This is a genomic window from Streptomyces sp. NPDC001093, assembly GCF_040298985.1.
Lineage (GTDB): Bacteria > Actinomycetota > Actinomycetes > Streptomycetales > Streptomycetaceae > Streptomyces.
In genome coordinates this window covers 20,847-35,275 of sequence record NZ_JBEPBF010000064.1, presented here as the reverse complement: position 1 = coordinate 35,275, position 14,429 = coordinate 20,847, and the positions used below count along the sequence as shown (strand labels likewise).

Sequence of the window (14,429 nt, the reverse complement as noted above, 5' to 3'; positions counted from 1 at the left end):
AGTAGCATGGGTCCTGAGCGCGCGCTCAGCGCAACGCAGCAGTGCCACCCCGCACCCTGGAGGAGAGCCATCGTGCCTCGTACCGTCAGGGACGTCGTCTTCGTCGACGGCGTCCGCACCCCGTTCGGCAAGGCGGGCCCGAAGGGCATCTACCACGAGACCCGCGCCGACGACCTCGTCGTGAAGGCGATCCGGGAGCTGCTGCGCCGCAACCCCGGTCTGGACCCGAAGAAGATCGACGAGGTCGCCATCGCGGCCACCACGCAGATCGGCGACCAGGGCCTCACCCTGGGCCGTACGGCCGGCATCCTCGCGGGCCTGCCGCAGTCCGTCCCCGGTTACTCCATCGACCGCATGTGCGCCGGCGCCCTGACCGCCGTGACGACCACCGCCGGTTCGATCGCGTTCGGCGCCTACGACGCCGTCATCGCCGGTGGCGTGGAGCACATGGGCCGCCACCCGATGGGCGAGGGCGTCGACCCGAACCCGCGGTTCGTGTCCGAGAAGCTGGTCGACGAGTCCGCCCTGTTCATGGGCATGACCGCGGAGAACCTGCACGACCGCTACCCGCACATCACCAAGCTGCGCGCCGACGAGTACGCGGTGCGCTCGCAGGAGAAGGCCGCCAAGGCGTACGCCAACGGCAAGATCCAGCAGGACCTGGTGCCGATCTCGGTGCGCCGCACCAGCCCCGAGGCCGGCGAGACCGGCTGGGGCCTGGTCACGGCCGACGAGCCGATGCGCCCGGGTACCACTCTGGAGAACCTGCAGGGCCTCAAGACGCCGTTCCGCGTGCACGGCCGGGTCACCGCGGGCAACGCGGCCGGTCTGAACGACGGCGCCACCGCCTCGATCATCGCCTCCGAGGACTTCGCCCGCGAGAACGGCCTGCCCGTCAAGATGCGGCTCGTCTCCTACGCCTTCGCGGGCGTCGAGCCGGAGGTCATGGGCTACGGCCCGATCCCGGCCACGGAGAAGGCCCTCGCCAAGGCGGGCCTGTCCATCTCCGACATCGGCCTGTTCGAGATCAACGAGGCCTTCGCCGTCCAGGTCCTGGCCTTCCTCGACCACTACGGCATCGCCGACGACGACGAGCGCGTCAACCAGTACGGCGGCGCCATCGCCTTCGGCCACCCGCTGGCCTCCTCCGGCGTCCGCCTGATGACGCAGCTGGCCCGCCAGTTCGAGGAGCAGCCGGACGTCCGCTACGGCCTGACCACGATGTGCGTCGGCTTCGGCATGGGCGCGACGGTCATCTGGGAGAACCCGCACTTCGAGGGGGACAAGTGAGCACCACCACCGAGCTTCTGAAGCAGGCCTCGGAGCTGTTCCCCGACGAGGTCGTGACGTCCGCGCACGTACGCCACTTCGACCTCCCGTTCGGCGCCGGCCGCTTCGCGCTGATCACGCTGGACAACGGCTTCGACCACACCAAGCCGACCACCTTCGGCCCGGGCTCGCTGGCGAACCTGAACGCCGCCATCGACCAGGTCGAGAAGGAGGCGGCGGACGGCGGGATCGTCGGCGTCGGCATCACCGGCAAGCCGTTCATCTTCGCGGTCGGCGCCGACCTCAAGGGCGTGGAGATCCTCAAGGAGCGCGAGCACGCGCTCGCCATCGGCAAGGGCGGCCACGACGTCTTCAAGCGTCTGTCGAACCTGGCCGTCCCCACCTTCGCCTACTACAACGGCGCGGCGATGGGCGGCGGTGTCGAGGTCGGTCTGCACTGCACCTACCGCACGGTGTCGAAGGCCGTCCCGGCGTTCTCGCTTCCCGAGGTCTTCCTCGGCCTGGTCCCCGGCTGGGGCGGCTGCACCCTGCTGCCGAACCTGATCGGCGCCGACAAGGCCGTCTCGGTCATCATCGAGAACTCGCTGAACCAGAACAAGCAGCTCAAGGGCAAGCAGGTCTTCGAGCTGGGCATCGCCGACGCGCTCTTCGAGGGCGCCGACTTCCTGGAGCAGTCGCTGATCTGGACCGCTCAGGTCCTCAAGGGTGACGTCCAGGTCGAGCGTCCGGTGATCGACCGCGGCGAGGCCTGGGACCAGGCCGTCGAGCGGGGCCGGTTCGTCGCCGACTCCAAGGTGCACGGCGCGGCCCCGGCCGCCTACCGCGCCCTCGACATCGTCGCGGCCGCCAAGAACGGCGACCTGCAGCAGGGTTACGACGCCGAGGACCAGGCCCTCGCGGACCTGATCATGAGCGGCGAACTGCGCGCCGGCATCTACGCGTTCAACCTCGTCCAGAAGCGCGGCAAGCGTCCCGCCGGTGCCCCGGACAAGAACCTGGCCCGCCCGGTCACCAAGGTCGGTGTCGTCGGCGCCGGCCTGATGGCCTCGCAGCTGGCCCTGCTCTTCCTGCGCCGCCTGGAGGTGCCGGTCGTGCTGACCGACATCGACCAGGAGCGCGTCGACAAGGGTGTGGGCTACGTCCACGCCGAGATCGACAAGCTGCTCGGCAAGGGCCGGATCAACCAGGACAAGGCCAACCGCCTCAAGGCGCTGGTCACCGGTGTGCTGGACAAGGCCAAGGGCTTCTCGGACGCCGACTTCGTCATCGAGGCCGTCTTCGAGGAGATCGGCGTCAAGCAGCAGGTGTTCGCGGAGGTCGAGGCGGTCGCCCCGGCGCACGCGATCCTCGCGACCAACACCTCCTCGCTGTCGGTGACGGAGATGGCGTCGAAGCTGAAGCACCCCGAGCGGGTCGTCGGCTTCCACTTCTTCAACCCGGTCGCGGTCCTCCCGCTGCTGGAGATCGTCCGCGGCGAGCAGACCGACGACGCCTCCCTGGCCACGGCCTTCGCCGTCGCCAAGAAGCTGAAGAAGACCGCGGTTCTGGTCAAGGACGCCCCGGCGTTCGTCGTGAACCGCATCCTGACCCGCTTCATGGGCGAGATCCAGAACGTCATCGACGAGGGCACCCCGGTCGAGGTCGCCGAGAAGGCCGTCGAGCCGCTGGGCCTGCCGATGTCCCCGCTGGTGCTGCTGGAGCTGGTCGGTCCCGCGATCGGTCTGCACGTCTCGGAGACCCTCAACCGGGCCTTCCCGGACCGCTTCACGGTGTCCCCGAACCTCGCGGCCGTCGTCAAGGCGGGCAAGCGCGGCTTCTACGTCTACGACAGCGGCAAGCCGGAGCTGGACCCGGAGGTCGCCGCGCTGCTGAAGCAGGGCGATGTCGTCCTGACCGAGGAGCAGGTCCGCGCCCGTGTCCTGGACGCGGTGGCGCAGGAGATCGGGCTCATGCTCGACGAGGGCGTCGTCGCCGAGGCCCAGGACATCGACCTCTGCCTCATCACCGGCGCCGGCTGGCCCTTCCACCTGGGCGGCATCACGCCGTACCTGGACCGCGAGGGCGTCTCGGAGCGCGTGAACGGCAAGAAGTTCCTGGCACCGGGCGTGGCGAGCGTCCCGGCGTAAGGCACCGCGTACGGTCGTACGATGCCCGGCACATCGACTGGTGTGCCGGGCATCGGCGTTGTCAGTCCTCGGCCGGGCGGCCGGCCTCGACGTGGACCACGTGCAGCTCGGTGCCGTCCCGGTCGCGCCGGGAGCGGCCGAGGATGCCGACGGCCAGGTGCGAGGGGTCGGCGGCGTCGTCCAGCGGGACGAAGGTGACGACGTCCGGGTGGTGGCCGGTCACCAGCCAGCCCTCGCCGTTGTGCAGCTCCAGCACCCGGAAGTCGCCCGCGGGGCCCGCCACCCTTACCGGCCCGAACTCCCGCAGGATCTCGGTGGCTTGGGCGGCGAGATCCCCGGTGGGCCGTTCGAGCACCACGCAGGTGCCGTGCTCGAACAGCACCCATGTCTTTCCGGAGCCGGCGAGGAGACGCCGCCAGGCGTCGATGAGAGTCTCGGTGTCCACGCCGGCCATCATGGCGCACTCAGACCTGCCGCCACGCCTGAAGGGCCAGCCCCGGCTCGTCCTTCCGCCGGGTCAGCAGGAGTTGGCCGGTGGACGGGGACAACGTTGCCGCCGCCACCCGGCCGTCCGCGTCCGTGGTCAGGGACACCGTCGCGTCCACCGGCAGCCGCGGGCCCGACTCGGTCCACCAGGCGCCCGCCGACTCCAGTTCGCTCGGGTAGGCGGCGAAGGCGACGCGGCCGCCCGCCGAGCGCTGGGCGAGCAGGGTGCAGTCGTGGCCGTCGAGCTCGCAGCGGACGGCCGAGACCGGGCCGGAACCGGCCGCGGGCAGCAGGGTGACCGGTTTGCCGCCGGGGCGCCAGGCGCACAGGTCGCCGCCGGTGTCGGTGTAGAAGAGCGTCGTGCTGTCGGGGGACGTGGCGAGGGCGTAAAGGGTGCCCGGGCGGACCGGGGTGCGCAGGGTCTCCGTCCGGACCGGCTCGGCGCCCGCCTTCTCCTGGCGCCAGTGGAGGATCCCGTCGGGGACGGCCGCGTACAGCTCGATGCGGCCGGACTCCCCCGTCACCGCCGCCAGGCCGTCCTGCACCTTGCTGCCCCTGAGATCCACCCAGGGCGCCCAGCCGCCCTTCTCCTTCTGCGCGACCATGTGCACCCCGCCGCCGTCGTTGCGGACGAACACATGGGCGCGGCCCTCGGCGTCGACGGCGGCGGCCGGCGCGCCGGACCGGTCGCCGCCCCGCTTCCTCGGGTGGCCGATCGGGTTCCAGTCCAGGGCCGCGAGGTGCGCCCGGAAGTGCGTGGAGTGCACCAGGCCGGACTCGCCCGGCCGCGTCGGCCGCCAGGAGACCAGGTGGGCGTAGCCGTCGGCGCCCTGGCCGACCGCGAGCACGGGGTGCAGTTCCTGGTCGCCGCCCACCCTGCGCGGGGTGGTCCAGGGGCCGCCGGGTTCGCGCTCCGCCCGGCACAGGACGGCCTCGCCCGACAGCTGGTAGACACTGAGCCGGCCGTCTCGGCCGCGCAGAAGCCAGTCGCCGTTCACCGGTTCACTCTAGCCGCGGGCCGTACGGACACCCCCGCCACCCCTGGTCACAGCCGCTTCGCACTGCGGAACAGCCCACCGAGCGCGGGGTCGGCAGGGACAGCAGGGGCCGGCCACGGCGTCTGTTCACCGGGATATCTTGATACGACCATGAGAGCCCATCGCTCACGCTTCATCACGATCGCAACCCTGCTGCTCGTCGTCGCCGGTCTCGCGGCCGGTCTCACCGTCCTGCTCCACAGCCCGGGCGGCACCGCGCACGACGCCCACGGGCCCGCGCCGAAGGGGGCCGAGCAGATCGACCTGGCCCGCGAAGTGGCGGACTACACGAGCCGGTTCGCCCCCGGCCGGGGCTATCTGCCGCCCGGCCGGACCGACCGCGAGGACATCGCCGCGGCCATCGGCCTGCTGCTCGACGGTCACCGCGCGCAAGCGGAACAGCGGCTTTCCCAGCGGGACTTCACGGTGCGCACGGTCGTCGACCGGCCCTCGGGCCACCGCTATGCCGAGGTCGCCGACCGCACCGACTCCGCCGCGACCCCGCGCGGCTGGGGCCGGGTCTATCTCGATCTCGACCACCGTCCGAGCTGGTCGGTGCAGGTCCCGCATCCCGGCTTCGATCTGGGCACCGAGCAGCTGGGCGTGCGGGTGCTGCGCGGCTCACCCGGCGGGATCCTCGTGATCGCGGGAGCACATCGCAAAGCCGGAGTGGGTAATGCGGCGGACGTGGCGCACCGCGAGGACACCGTTTTCCACGGCATCTGCGCCGAACTGGCCCGCCGCGGGATGCCCGGGATCCAGCTGCACGGCTTCGCCGCCTCCGCCGCGCCCGGTTACGACGTCATCGCCTCCACGGGCGCCGGGTCCGCGGGCCGGCCGGACGGCCGGGACCTGGCCGACGCCCTGCGCGGGCACGGCTTCCGGGTGTGCCGGGCGTGGGCGCGGTCCTGCCCGCTGGAGGGTCTGACGAACGTGCAGGGCCAGGTGGCCGACGCCGACCATGTGCCGTTCCTGCACGTCGAGTTCTCCCCCGAGGTACGCGCGGGCGGGCGGCCCGCCGAGCGCGCGGCCGCCGCGATCGCCGAGATCACCGGCCGCTGGGCGACGAAACCGTGACAGACTGAGCCTGCCACCAACGCGACACAACAGGGCTGTTACGGACCATGACGGACACCTCGGGCGGGACGGACGCGACGGACGAGCCCCTCCCCCTGCTCATCGTCGACGGCGCGAACGTCGTCGGGTCGGTGCCCGACGGCTGGTGGCGCGACCGCCGCGGCGCCGCCGAGCGCCTGCGCGACCGGCTGCCGCCCTTCGCCCGGTCCGGCGTCGCCGGCCTGCCCGGTCCGGTGGAGCTGGTCCTGGTGGTGGAGGGCGCGGCCCGGGGCGTGGAGTCGGTGCCCGGGGTGCGCGTCGAGGACGCGCCCGGCAGCGGCGACGACCACATCGTCGCCCTCGCGGCGGCGGCCGGCGACCGCCCCTGCCTGGTCGTCACGGCCGACCGCGAACTGCGCCACCGCGTCCGGCAACACGGCGCCCAGACCACGGGCCCCCGCACGGTACTGGACTGACCCGTCCGACGGCACTGGTACGGCGCCGAGCCGCACGCACGGCGGCAGGGCACCGGGCCACACGTCCCTGCGGTACGGGGGCGAGCCGGCCGGCCGTACGTTGCGGGGGCGAGCCACCCGCCCATACGGGTACAGCGCCACGCCGGCCGGCCGTAGGGCGACGAGGCCGAGCCACGCGTCCGCACGGGTGCAGTGCCACGCCAGACGCCCACACGGCACGGGCGGGGCCGAGCCTGCCGACCGCACGGCACGGGGCCGAGCCACCCGCGGCGCACGGGTACAGCGCCACGCCGACAGACCGTAAGGCACGGGACCGAGCCAACCGGCCGCACCGGTACACCGCCGGGCCGGACGCCCGCACGGTACGGGGCCGAGCCAACCGACCCGCACCGGTACAGCGCCACGCCAGACGCCCACACAGCACGGGCGGGGCCGAGCCTGCCGACCGCACGGCACGGCACGGGGGCGAGCCAACCGCCCGCGCCGTACGCCGCCGAGTCGGCCGGAGTGGTGGCACCGGATGCGTTGCCGAGTGTGCCGTCACTCCCCCGGCACGCGGGTGTACAGCACCGCACCGTCCACGGTGCCTGCCTCCTCGTAGTGGGCGGCGAGGAGGCGGTGCAGGGTCGGGATGCGGTCGGGGGTGTACGGCTTGCCGCGGGAGTCGTCGACGACCAGCGCTGGGGCGTGCGCGGCCAGTTCGCGCCGGAAGAGCGGCCAGGCGCCCGCGACGGCGTACCTCTCGCCGACCTGCGGTCCGTCCCGGCCGCCGCTGTAGTTGGTGAGCAGACCCGCGGTGAGACAGCGGCCGGCGGGGGTGCGGGCGGCCAGCCAGCACGTCTCGGGATGCATGCCGCAGACCAGGACGCGGTCCGCGGGCGTGGTGCGCTGGTCGAGGGCGGCCGCGATCCGCTGGGCGTGGGCGAGTTCGGGGCGCGGGGCGGTGAGTCCCCAGGCGAGGTACAGGGCGCAGGCGCCGGCCGAGGTGCGGAGGGCGAACGCATGGCGCCCGGCGGGGAGCGCGTGCAGGGCAGCGGTGGCCAACAGCGCCGGTGGCAGGGTGAGTTGCAGGTAGTAGTGGCCGAAGAAGTGGAAGCCGAGCGTCACCGCGACCGCCGAGGAGGCCAGCCACAGCCACAGGTCCACGGCTCCGGCACGGGTGATCCGCAGGGTCCGTACGACCGGCGGGAGCAGGCCCGCCGAGCCCAAGGCCAGGATCGCGGTGTTGGCCAGGGCGCGGGCGAGGACGTGGAGTTCGGAGCCGGTGAAGGAGGCGTACACGGCGGAACCGGTCACCGTCCAGAACAGGAATCCGGCCGGGTCCGTCAGCAGGGCCGCGCCCAGCACCGGCAGGACGCAGCCGGCCGCGCGCCGTAGCACGCCCGCGCGCGGGGCGCCCTGCCGGTGCAGCAGCCACGCCACCGGGAGCAGCACCGCGCCGCCTGTCTGCTTGGTGAGGAACGCGACGGCGACGGCGGCCCCGGCCGCACCCCAGCGCCCGCGGCCGGCGCACCACAGGGCGGCGGCCGTGCCGGGCAGTATGAACACCTCGAAGGAGGCGGCCTGCGCGTCCTCGGGGTTGAGCCCGACCGAGACCAGCAGATACAGCACCCCGGCCGTCCGGCCCGCGCCGTCGCCCCAGCGGCGCCGGGCGAGGGAGGCCAGCAGCACCGCCGTGAGCAGCTGGGCGAGGTCCGCGAGCACTCGCAGCGGGGTGAGCGAGCCGGAGCCGCACAGCGCGAACGCGGCCTCGTACAGCCACGGCAGCAGCGGCGGCTTGCGGTCCACGACGGTGTCGTACAGCTGACCGTCCTGGGCCAGCAGCCGCGCCTGTACGGCGAGGTAGCCCTCGTCCGGGTTCCACAGCGGCCGGACGAAGGACGGCAGGCGGTGACGCAGGCCAGCGCCACGAGGAGGGGCAGCAGCCGCCTCCAGTACGCCGTCCGGGTGACGGCCCTCGTGACCACGGTTCGTGCGGGCGCGAGTGGGGCGGCGGGCACGGGGAGCACGCTATCCGACTCCGCGATTCCCTCCGAATCCGGACATACAGGGCGGGGAGGAGGGGCCGCCGGGTGAAGACGGTTACGGAGTGTTTCCGGCGGGCGGCCGCTGGGTCTCTCCGGTGGCGGTCTGCCCGCCCGGGGCCAGCCGGCTGTGGGTGCGGCCGTAGAAGAAGTAGACGACGAAACCGATCACCATCCAGATGGCGAACCGCAGCCAGGTCTCGGCCGGCAGGTTGAGCATCAGCCACAGCGAGGCGCACACCGACAGGATCGGGATGACCGGGACCCAGGGAGTACGGAAGGCGCGCGGCAGGTCCGGGCGGGTCCGGCGCAGGATGATCACGCTGACCGCGACGACGACGAACGCGAAGAGCGTGCCGATGTTCACGAGTTCGGCCAGTGCGCTGAGGCTGGTGAAACCGGCGACGATCGCGATGATCACGCCGAGCAGGATGGTCGGCCGGTGCGGGGTGCGGAAGCGGGGGTGGACGTGGGAGAAGAAGCGTGGCAGCAGTCCGTCGCGGCTCATCGCGAAGAACACCCGGGTCTGGCCGAGCAGCAGGATCATGCACACGGTGGTCAGGCCGATGGCGGCGCCGAAGCTGATCACGCCGGCGTACCAGGGATGCCCGATGGCCTTGAATGCGTCGGCGAGCGGGGCCTCCACGGACAGCCTGGAGTACTTCTGCATGCCGACGACGACGAGGGAGACGGCGACGTAGAGCACGGTGCAGATGAACAGGGAGCCGAGGATGCCGCGCGGCATGTCCCGCTGCGGGTTGCGGGTCTCCTCGGCGGCCGTGGCGACGATGTCGAAACCGATGAAGGCGAAGAACACCACCGAGGCGGCCGTGAAGATGCCCATCACGCCGAAGTTGGCGGGCGCCCAGCCGAACATCAGCTGGATCAGCGGGGCCCTGAGATTGCCCCCGGCCGGCACCGGCTGGGGCTTGGGGATGAACGGCGAGTAGTTGCCGGCCGTGATGAAGAAGGCACCGGCGATGATCACGATGAGGACGACGACCACCTTGACGGCGACGACGAGCGAGGTGATCCGGGCCGACAGTTTCATGCCGAGGACGAGGATGCCGGTGAGCACCAGCACCAGGGCCGCGGCGAGGATGTCGAAGCCGAAGCCGGAGGCCGTGTCCCGGCTGGCCAGGTAGTCGGGCAGGTGCCAGCCGACGTTGTCCATCAGCGAGCGGATGTAGCCGGACCAGCCGACCGCCACCACCGCCGTACCGAGCGCGAACTCCAGGACCAGGTCCCAGCCGATGATCCAGGCGGGCAGCTCGCCCAGGGAGGCGTAGCTGAACGTGTAGGCCGAGCCCGCCACGGGGACCGTGGACGCGAACTCGGCGTAGCAGAGGGCGGCGAGCGCGCAGACCACGCCGGCCACCACGAAGGCCAGGGACACCGCCGGGCCGGCGTTGTTCTTGGCCACCTGTCCGGTGAGGACGAAGATGCCGGTGCCGATGATGACACCGACGCCGAAGACGGTCAGGTCGAGCGCGGAGAGGGACTTCTTGAGCGAATGCTCCGGTTCCTCGGTGTCCTGGATGGACTGCTCGACGTTCTTCGTCCTGAACAGCGCGCTGCTCACGTGCCTGCCTCCCACGCTTGGGGACCTCGCCGTGGCCCGTCATGATCGAGAGGGTCGGGATGCGTATGCCCCGGCACAGGCAGGTTCACGCAGACGGGCCGGTTCCGCCACCGCAAGGAGTGGCCGGACCGGCCCGTCAGGGCGGTGTCCGCGTCAGTCGCGCGCGGGCTCCACCGAGTCCACCTCGGCGGCCGTACGGTCGAACCGGCCGTCCAGCTTGGCGACCAGCCCGGTGACCTGGCGGGCGATGTCCGGGGCGGTCAGGCCGATCTCGGCGAGGACCTCGGCGCGGGAGGCGTGGTCGAGGAAGCGCGGCGGGATGCCGAAGTCGCGCAGCGGCACGTCCACGCCGGCGTCGCGCAGGGCCTGGGCGATCGCGGAGCCGACGCCGCCGACCCGGCTGTTGTCCTCGACGGTGACGACGACCCGGTGCCGCTCGGCCAGCGGGGCCATGGCCTCGTCGACGGGCTTGACCCAGCGCGGGTCGACCACGGTCGTGGAGATGCCCTGCTTGTCCAGCAGGCCGGCGATCTCCAGGCACATCGGGGCGAGGGCGCCCACGGAGACGAGCAGCACGTCCGGCCGGTCGGTGCCGGGCTCGCGCAGCACGTCCATGCCGCCGATCCGGCCCACGGCGGGTACAGCGGGGCCGACGGCGCCCTTGGAGAAGCGCACCACGGTCGGCGCGTCGTCCACCGCGACGGCCTCCCGCAGCTGGGCCCGCACCTGCTCGGCGTCCCGCGGGGCCGCCAGCCTGAGGCCGGGTACGACCTGCAGGATCGACATGTCCCACATGCCGTTGTGCGAGGCACCGTCCGTTCCGGTGACACCGGCCCGGTCGAGCACGAAGGTCACCCCGCACTTGTGCAGGGCCACGTCCATGAGGACCTGGTCGAAGGCGCGGTTGAGGAAGGTGGCGTAGACGGCGAAGACGGGGTGCACCCCGGCGTACGCGAGGCCCGCGGCGGAGACGGCGCCGTGCTGCTCGGCGATGCCGACGTCGTACACCCGTTCGGGGAATCGCTTGGCGAACCTGTCGAGGCCGACGGGCTGGAGCATGGCCGCCGTGATGGCGACGATGTCCTCCCGCTCCTCACCCAGCTTGACCATCTCGTCCCCGAAGACGGAGGTCCAGTCGGCGCCGGAGGAGGCGATCGGCAGGCCGGTGTCCGGGTGGATCTTGCCGACGGCGTGGAAGCGGTCCGCCTCGTCCTGCAGCGCGGGCTGGTAGCCGCGGCCCTTCTCGGTGAGGCAGTGCACGATGACCGGCCCGCCGAACCGCTTGGCCCGGGCGAGGGCGGACTCCAGCGCCTCGATGTCATGCCCGTCGATGGGACCGACGTACTTCAGGCCCAGGTCCTCGAACATGCCCTGCGGCGCGATGAAGTCCTTGAACCCCTTCTTCGCCCCGTGCAGGGTCTCGTACAGCGGCCGGCCGACGACCGGGGTGCGCTCCAGGAGCTCCTTGGTCCGGGCGAGGAAGCGCTCGTACCCGTCGGTGGTGCGCAGGGTGGCGAGGTGGTTGGCGAGGCCGCCGATGGTGGGGGCGTACGACCGCTCGTTGTCGTTGACGACGATGACCAGCGGGCGGTCCTTGGCGTCGGCGATGTTGTTCAGCGCCTCCCAGGCCATACCGCCGGTGAGCGCACCGTCACCGATGACCGCCACCACATGGCTGTCCCGCTTCTTCAGCTGGTTGGCCTTGGCGATGCCGTCGGCCCAGCCCAGCACCGTGGAGGCGTGGCTGTTCTCGATGACGTCGTGCTCGGACTCGGCCTGCGAGGGGTAGCCCGACAGGCCGCCCTTCATCTTCAGCCTGGAGAAGTCCCGCCGGCCGGTGAGCAGCTTGTGCACATAGGACTGGTGGCCGGTGTCCCAGAGCACCTTGTCCTTCGGCGAGTCGAAGACGCGGTGCAGGGCGATGGTCAGCTCCACCACGCCGAGGTTGGGGCCGAGGTGGCCGCCGGTCTTGGCGACGGCGTCGACGAGGAAGGTCCGGATCTCCTCTGCCAGCTGGTCCAGCTGCTCCAGGCTGAGCCGGTCCAGATCGCGCGGTCCCGTGATGCGGGTCAGCAGCGGCACCCGTGCCTCCTTGCAGTAGAGCTGATCGAGCTTTCGCCGGGCTCGCCCGAGTCTAATGTTCATGCTTTGCACGACACGACAGCGCCCGGCACATTTCGAAGTGCCGGGCGCTGGTCAACCTATGAAGACCAGGCGTTATGCACGCCCTGCCGTCTTCTGCGTCTTACGGGTGATGGAGTCGATCACAACCGTGGTGAGCAGGACCGCGGCGGTGATCATGTACTTCACCGGCTCGGCGATGGACTCCAGCTGCAGACCGTACTGGATCGAGACGATCACCAGCACGCCGAGCAGCGCGTTCCAGGTACGGCCCCGGCCGCCGAACAGCGACGTACCACCGATGACGGCCGCGGCGATCGCGTTCATCAGCAGGTCACCGGTACCGGCGCTCTGGTTCGCCGACGCGATCTTCGAGGCCAGGAACAGACCGCCGATGGCCGCGAAGCCACCCGAGATGGCGAACACCGAGATCCGCACCGCGGTGACGTTGATACCCGCACGGCGGGAGGCCTCCACGCTGCCACCGAGCGCGAAGATCTTGCGGCCGTAGGAGGTACGGCGCAGCACGAAGTCCGTGCCGACCAGGAACGCCAGGAAGACCACCGTGGCCAGCGGCAGGCCCTTGTACTGGTTGTACATGTAGGCCGCGGCGAAGGAGATCACGGCCAGCAGCGCGGTCCGCAGGATCGTGTCGCTGAGCGGCCGCGCCGGCACGCCCGCGGCCTCCCGGCGCCGGTTGCCGAGGAAGGAGGAGAGGAAGAACGCGGCGACCACGACGACGGCGAGCCCGTAGGCGGCGGCCACGTCGGAGAAGAAGTACGTGGTCAGCTTGCCGACCAGGCCGTTCGGGTCGAGGTTGATCGTGCCGTCCGAGCCCAGCACCTTCAGCATGAAGCCCAGCCAGAACAGCAGGCCGGCCAGCGTGACGGCGAAGGCGGGGGCGCCGAGCACCGCGAAGAAGAAGCCGTGGAGCGCGCCGATGGCGATGCCGGCGAGGACGGCGACGAGCACGGCCGCCCACTCGGGCCAGCCCTGGTTGACCGCGAGGACGGCCGCGAGGGCGCTGGCCGCGCCGCTGACGGAGCCGACCGACAGGTCGATCTCGCCGAGCAGCAGCACGAAGACGATGCCGACCGAGATCATGCCCGTGCCGACCATCGTGACCGTGATGTCGCTGAGGTTCTGCGCGGAGAGGAACTCGGAGTTCAGCAGCTGGAAGATGACGCAGATGATCGCGAGGCCAAGGATGACCGGGAGGGAGCCCAGCTCGCCGGCCTTCATCTTGCGCTTGAACTCGTGCCAGTAGCCGAGCAGGCCCTCTTCCTGGACCAGCAGGCGCGGGTCGACCGCGGTGACCGCGGCGGCCGCGGCCTCGGGGTTCTCGACGGCGTGCGCGTCCTGCGAGGGCGTCTCGTCGACGTTCGCGGAGGTCTTGTCGATGCTCACTTGGAAACCTCCCCGTCCGCGCCGGAGGTGCGGGCCGCACGGCGGGTCACGGCGTTGTCGGTGGCGCCGGTGATGGCGGAGATGATCTCCTCCTGCGAGGTCGTCTTGACCTCGAAGACGCCGTTGTTGCGGCCGAGGCGCAGGACGGCGACCTTGTCGGCCACCGCCTTCACGTCCGCCATGTTGTGGCTGATGAGGATGACGGCGTGACCGCGCTCGCGCAGGCGCTCCACCAGGTCGAGGACCTGGGCGGTCTGCTCGACGCCGAGGGCGGCGGTGGGCTCGTCGAGGATCACCAGCTTGGGGTCGCCGAGCATGGAGCGGGCGATGGCCACGGTCTGGCGCTGGCCGCCGGAGAGCGAGGCGATCGGGATGCGGACGCTCGGGATGCGGATCGACAGCGTGGTGAGCAGCTCGCGGGAGCGGCGCTCCATCTCGACCTCGTCCAGGACGCCCCACTTCCTCAGCTCACGGCCGAGGAACAGGTTGCCGACGACGTCGATGTTGTCGCACAGCGCGAGGTCCTGGTAGACCGTCGCGATGCCCAGTGCCTGGGCGTCGTGGGGGCGGCTGATGGAGACGGCCTTGCCGTCCCACTCGATGACACCCTCGTCGATCGGGTGCACGCCGGCGATCGTCTTGACCAGCGTGGACTTTCCGGCGCCGTTGTCGCCCACCAGGGCGACCACCTCACCGGCGTGGACCTCAAGCTCTACGTCGGTGAGCGCCTGAACGGCACCGAACCGCTTGGAGACCCCGCGCAACGCCAGCACGGGCGTAGCGGACACGTGAACCATCTCCTTCGCCGCCTGACCCGGCGGGAG

10 protein-coding genes and 1 pseudogene are annotated in these 14,429 nt (G+C 71.6%); 4 read left to right on the top strand and 7 right to left on the bottom strand.

Features of this window, described 5'->3' with window-relative positions; all coding sequences use genetic code 11:
• The first annotated feature begins 72 nt into the window (after nt 1-72).
• Both ABT288_RS27905 and ABT288_RS27900 read left to right on the top strand, forming a co-directional pair.
• Nucleotides 73-1,290, top strand: coding sequence for a thiolase family protein (locus ABT288_RS27905; RefSeq protein ID WP_351613139.1), 1,218 nt, complete (start codon nt 73-75; stop codon nt 1,288-1,290).
• On the top strand, nt 1,287-3,416 hold the full coding sequence (locus ABT288_RS27900; RefSeq protein ID WP_351613136.1) for a 3-hydroxyacyl-CoA dehydrogenase NAD-binding domain-containing protein: 2,130 nt from the start codon (nt 1,287-1,289) through the stop codon (nt 3,414-3,416). Before ABT288_RS27905 ends, ABT288_RS27900 begins: the two co-directional genes overlap by 4 nt.
• A gap of 61 nt (nt 3,417-3,477) precedes the next feature.
• On the opposite strand, the gene ABT288_RS27895 is transcribed toward ABT288_RS27900, so the two are convergent.
• A complete protein-coding gene (locus ABT288_RS27895) occupies nt 3,478-3,870 on the bottom strand; it encodes a hypothetical protein (RefSeq protein ID WP_351613198.1) in 393 nt (130 codons plus the stop codon).
• 10 nt (nt 3,871-3,880) lie between these two features.
• On the bottom strand, nt 3,881-4,900 hold the full coding sequence (locus ABT288_RS27890; RefSeq protein ID WP_351613135.1) for a PLL family lectin: 1,020 nt from the start codon (nt 4,898-4,900) through the stop codon (nt 3,881-3,883).
• Nucleotides 4,901-5,050: 150 nt separating this feature from the next.
• On the opposite strand from ABT288_RS27890, the gene ABT288_RS27885 reads away from it, so the two are divergent.
• Both ABT288_RS27885 and ABT288_RS27880 read left to right on the top strand, forming a co-directional pair.
• Nucleotides 5,051-6,016 (top strand): hypothetical protein, encoded by a 966-nt coding sequence (locus ABT288_RS27885; RefSeq protein WP_351613132.1) that lies wholly within the window; start codon nt 5,051-5,053, stop codon nt 6,014-6,016.
• 47 nt (nt 6,017-6,063) lie between these two features.
• Complete coding sequence (locus ABT288_RS27880; protein WP_351613129.1) at nt 6,064-6,471, top strand: PIN domain-containing protein; 408 nt, start codon at nt 6,064-6,066, stop codon at nt 6,469-6,471.
• Nucleotides 6,472-7,011: 540 nt separating this feature from the next.
• Here ABT288_RS27880 and ABT288_RS27875 read toward each other — a convergent pair.
• The 5 genes and pseudogenes from ABT288_RS27875 to ABT288_RS27855 all read right to left on the bottom strand — a co-directional run bounded on the left by ABT288_RS27875 (nt 7,012) and on the right by ABT288_RS27855 (nt 14,402).
• Nucleotides 7,012-8,471: pseudogene (locus tag ABT288_RS27875) on the bottom strand (ArnT family glycosyltransferase).
• An 82-nt stretch (nt 8,472-8,553) separates the two neighbouring features.
• The gene (locus ABT288_RS27870) at nt 8,554-10,077 is read right to left on the bottom strand and encodes an amino acid permease (RefSeq protein ID WP_351613126.1); all 1,524 of its coding nucleotides are present in this window, start codon (nt 10,075-10,077) and stop codon (nt 8,554-8,556) included.
• Nucleotides 10,078-10,230: 153 nt separating this feature from the next.
• Nucleotides 10,231-12,159 (bottom strand): 1-deoxy-D-xylulose-5-phosphate synthase, encoded by a 1,929-nt coding sequence (dxs, locus tag ABT288_RS27865; protein WP_351613195.1) that lies wholly within the window; start codon nt 12,157-12,159, stop codon nt 10,231-10,233.
• A 135-nt stretch (nt 12,160-12,294) separates the two neighbouring features.
• Nucleotides 12,295-13,605 carry a sugar ABC transporter permease gene (locus tag ABT288_RS27860; RefSeq protein ID WP_351613123.1) on the bottom strand — a complete coding sequence of 437 codons (1,311 nt, stop codon included), beginning with the start codon at nt 13,603-13,605 and terminating at the stop codon, nt 12,295-12,297.
• Complete coding sequence (locus ABT288_RS27855; protein ID WP_351613120.1) at nt 13,602-14,402, bottom strand: ATP-binding cassette domain-containing protein; 801 nt, start codon at nt 14,400-14,402, stop codon at nt 13,602-13,604. The genes ABT288_RS27860 and ABT288_RS27855 overlap by 4 nt, the downstream gene beginning before the upstream one ends.
• Nucleotides 14,403-14,429: the final 27 nt, after the last annotated feature.